This is a genomic window from Burkholderia sp. SIMBA_062, assembly GCF_046534765.1.
Classification (GTDB): domain Bacteria; phylum Pseudomonadota; class Gammaproteobacteria; order Burkholderiales; family Burkholderiaceae; genus Burkholderia; species Burkholderia ambifaria.
The window spans coordinates 1-228 of sequence record NZ_JAWRYD010000715.1 but is presented as its reverse complement, the minus strand read 5'-3'; the positions used below and the strand labels follow the sequence as shown (position 1 = coordinate 228).

1 protein-coding gene is annotated in these 228 nt (G+C 62.3%); it reads left to right on the top strand.

Translation table 11 applies throughout. From position 1 onward, the window contains the following. Positions 1–228, top strand: a 228-nt coding sequence (locus SB786_RS38045) for a glycine betaine ABC transporter substrate-binding protein (RefSeq protein ID WP_410731819.1), incomplete at both ends; no start/stop codon positions are given.

Below are 228 nucleotides of genomic sequence, written 5' to 3'. Positions count from 1 at the left end.
GACGAACCGCGCGGGCTCATCTGGCTCAATGCCTCCACGCTCAACGACACCTACGCGATCGGCCTGCCCAGCGAATTCGCGCAGCAGACCGGCATCAAGACGGTCTCGCAGCTCGCGGATTATCTGAAGTCGAATCCCAAGGCGAAGCGTATGGTGTTCGGCATGGACGCCGAGTTCGCGAATCGTCCCGACGGCCTGAAGCCGCTGCTCGAAACCTACGGCATGCAC